Annotated in this window: 1 protein-coding gene; it reads left to right on the top strand. The window is 61.5% G+C overall.

What is annotated here, in order from left to right; translation table 11 throughout:
* Positions 1-168: 168 nt before the first annotated feature.
* Positions 169-4298 (top strand): hypothetical protein (locus BGIM_RS56035; protein WP_238537841.1); only part of this gene is annotated, 4130 nt, incomplete at its 3' end.

Here is a 4298-nt window from a genome sequence, read left to right as displayed (position 1 = left end):
AGCGGAAGCGGCTCGACCAGCGGAAGCGGCTCGACCAGCGGAAGCGGAAGTGGAAATGGTTCCGACAGCGGAAGCGGAAGCGGCAGTGGTTCGACCAGCGGAAGCGGAAGTGGTTCGACCAGCGGAAGCGGCAGCGGAAATGGTTCGTGGCCCGGAATGAACAATCCCATGATGGGCATGACTGGTCAAACACACAGTTTGGTCAGCATGACATACTCCAAGACGGGATCTGAGTCCTTTGAACTCGCGCAAGAGCGGACGATTCCTGCCGGACAAAGCGGAGACGTTTATCACCTGACATCAACGGGCAGCCAGGCATTTAACGTACACGGCGTCAAACTGGCCATCGACGGCCAGGCGAGCCTGGCGACGGTCTGGGTGGAGAAGACCGGCTCGGAAAATTTTCACATCACCCAGTCGGCCGCGAGCCTTTCCCTGCCCAGCATGGGGATGGGCGGCTCGGGCGGCAGTGATTACCAGTGGGCCTCGACCGGCTCCTCCGACTTCTCCTCCAAAACGTTGAATCGCGAAGGATCGGGCAGCTTCACGCTCGCCACGTCGTCGCTGGCCGGCACGGCCGCCGAGAGCTTCCTCCACGCGACCCAACTCAGCATCCAAGGGGCTTATGCCCTCTCGCTCACCCAAACGCACAAGAGCGGCACGGAAAATTACTCCGTCACGCAGTCTTCGCCGGGTTCGCAAAACAGTTTCACCTGGTCGTCCGCCGGTGCGGATTCCTTCTCCACAGACGCGGATCGTGTGAGCGGAAACGGCTCGTTCGCGCTGACTTCCAATAACCAAACCACCGCCGTGTCGGGATCGGCGGCCATGAGCCGGCAGATCACGACACGGGACGGCACGGAGCAATTTTCCGTCACCGAGGCAGGCGGGGGCGTCAGCGGATATTCCGGGGAGATCACCCAGACCTATTCGCGGTCGGCCGGGGGAACCGCCGCGTTCCACCGGGTGCAGACAGACACGGACAGCCAGGGAACCTTCTCGCTCGTCTCCGCCGGCGCTGGCACGGAAAGCCTGAGCCTGTCAGGCGGAGTGGCCGAGACCCGGCTGGAGGCCACCGAGTCGGGGACGGAGAGCTTCACGCTCGGCCAGACCTACGCCAGCGGCTATGCCGGCGGAATCGTCCGGTCACTAACCCAGACCAGTTCTGGAAGCGACCAGTTCAACCGAACGAACCAGACGCTGGACGTGAGCCGGGCGAGAGGCGGTTATTCGCGGGAAGACGCCAATTTCAGCTATTCCCACACCGCGAGCGACTCGGCCCTGACACGGGTGGCAGGCTCCGAAACCATGATGCTCCTGTCCGGCTCCGGAGAACGGTCGGCGCACGCCACCGGGCAGGCGCTGGCCGCACTGTCCAAGGCGACCAAGACCGGAACCGAGCAGTACGTGGCGCTCGAAACCCGGACCGGGCCGAGTTCCTCGCCGGTCGGTGGCGTCACCACGAATGTGTTCGAGACGCTCAGCGTCGCGAGCACGGGCAGCGACTCGTTTGATCGCGTCACAGAATACTCGGCCGGGAGCGGAGCAGTGAATTTGGGGAGGGAAGAATCCTCCGTTTCCCTTCAGGCGTCCGACGGACCGCCGGCTCCTCCGGAGACGCTTTTTGACACCCACGACTCAGGCCCGGCCAGTCAGGCATCTCTCTGGTCGGCGCTCGCCCTGTCAGGCGCGGACCGGTCGGTGTCCGTTGATTTCCATGGAACCGGCGGCGGCAGTTCAATCCGGCAGACAGAAACGGGCACGGAAACAAACGAGTACTCCCAGAACGGGGTCACCTCCCAATCGGGAACCAATCAGTCCGGCTCCGGCAATTATCAAATCTCGGGAACAAGCTCCGGCTCGTTCCAACGATCTGCCTTTGCCGGGGTCGGCGACGGCAGTTTTACCATGTCTTCGACAGGCACGACACTTGACGGGGTCAGGCGGTTGCGGGGCGGGGTTGGCGTTCAAACGCAGACCCGCCGGGATGAGGGAACTTATCAATCACACTCCGTGTCCGCAGACTCGCAAACCAACACGGGTCCGACGGGTGTCACCGGGTGGTCGGGCACGTTCGTTAGCTCCTCCGCGGACACCTCTGACGCCAATTATCACTTCGTCACCAACAGCGACGTGCTGAGGGCCACCGGAAGCGGTCAATTGCAGACACCGTATTCCAGTGATGTCTGGCAAGTCGGCGGAGTCGTGAACAAAGGAACGTTTTCCGGGACGACCGACGGATCGGAATCCTACACGTTTCAGCAAACCGACACATCGGACGCCACCGGACCGGGCGAAGACCGGACACTTCGCATCGAAGCAAACTCGACCACCAATGAAACCGGACACAATTCCTTCAATCAATCGTTTGGCGGCGAGCAATGGGCCGGCGACGGATTGGTGACCAATCCGGAGGGCGGCTCGACGGAATATCATGGCTCGCCGATTTTTGCCGTCAACCAGTCGGGCACGGCGACCAGCGATTCCAATCAAACCTGGACATCGCATGACCGGGTGACTGACAACTTGGGCTCGGAGGATGTCACAAATTCTTCGGGAAACTCGACCTCGCAGGAAAACTCCCAATTCCAAGTATCGGCGGCCGGCCCCGGCGATGTTTGGGCGGTGGCCAATGCGACGGGGGGCGATCCGCCCGCCGTGTCGGCCCTGACGTATGTCTCGTCCGGACATCAGGATTATTCGGATCACTCGGCGACGGACGAGAACTGGCATTGGGCCGAACCCAACGGATCAACGGACGATGGCGCCTCCCATTCGACGGACACCGCCCAAGGCAGCGCGACGATCTCTCGTTCGGCCACGGGTTACACCCAAGGACCCCGGTTTCGGGTGGCTAATTATCTGTCCGACCGTTCCGGTTCGGAGTCGACTTCGTCCACGGAGCAAGGGACCAGCCAGACGCATGAAGTGGAGTCTGGCGGGATGCCGGGTTCGCCGGGCACGGGCCACACCGATTCGACGGAAAGCCACACCTATTCTTCCGGCGGCGGCAACACATTCACGGAGCATGCGGCGGGCGGCGAAACCAACGGATGGTTTGGGTATTCCACCTACAATCTTGCGCAAACAGGATCGGACACCTTCTCGTCGGACGAGACGGGCGCCTCGAATTGGTGGAGCAGCACCGACACGTTCGGCTCCTGGAACAGCGGCTCGGAAACGTATTCCTCCTCCGGGGACGGATCATCGAACTTTACCTCAACGACGACGGGGCGCACAGAGAACGGCGATTTCGCGGTGACCGGTTATGTTTACGATGAATCTGCAAGCGAACATGGAGCCGACCAGTCAACGTCGGCCGTGACTTGGGTCCAGACAGCGCCTGGTTCCCAGGAAGAAGGATCGTCGGTCTCGGCCGACGCCAGTTCCGGACATTCAACCACGACGACGCATTTGGAAGGCCAGACACAAAACACGAAATTTGTGACGACCAATTATCGGCAGACAGACAATTCCTTCGATGACCAATATTCTTCCTCCGAATCCGTCAATGTGCTGACTCGCAACGGGCCGGGCGTGAATCAGCCGTCCACGGACACGTTTGCCTCGGCGTACACGCCTTCCCTGCATGAGTCGTTTGAGTCGTACACCACGACCGAAGCCGGTTCGGGAGCCTCGGCCTCGACTCTGCAGGGGCATGACGGGCCGGACACGTTTATCGTCGATTCCTACGAGAGCAATCAATCCGGCAGCGAGTCGTTCACGCTTGACCGGTTCAGCCGGGACAAGTCCGACAACCCGCAGGGCGCTGGACGATATGAGAACTCCTCCAGTCTGGAAACGCTGTCCTCCGTCGGCACGGCCGATTATGTTCGCACGCTGGCCGGGCACGATGTCGGCAGTTCGTTCCAGCTTTCGACGTTCAACGTCACCCAAAACGGCACGGAATCCTACCAGATTGATTCCTTGGGGACGACCTCCTCGCGAAAACTGCCTGATTCGGTCGGGTCGTTCGAGAGCACGACGGAAGTCGGGGACATTCACCGGCGAGGACAATCGGCCTTCACGGCGGTCAAGAACGGCAGCCAGGCTGACAGCGGGTTTTCGTTCTCTCTGCTGCGCATGAGCCGGACGGGAAGCGAGTCCTACGACCGCACCGACACGACGGCCAGGGACTGGCGGAAGGAGCTGGCGGGGACGGAATCCTACTCGGCGGGGTCTTGGGAAACAGGCCTGGAGACAACCCAACGCACTGGTTCCGGCAGCGAATCCTTCACGTCGAACGAGGGCGGCCATAGTGGTTCGGGTGGTTTTGAGTACACCCAGTCATCACGAGA

The sequence above is a fragment of the Zavarzinella formosa DSM 19928 genome, assembly GCF_000255705.1.
Taxonomy (GTDB): Bacteria; Planctomycetota; Planctomycetia; order Gemmatales; family Gemmataceae; genus Zavarzinella; species Zavarzinella formosa.
The sequence above is the reverse complement of the archived record's forward strand: the minus strand, read 5'-3'. Positions and strand labels throughout refer to the sequence as shown.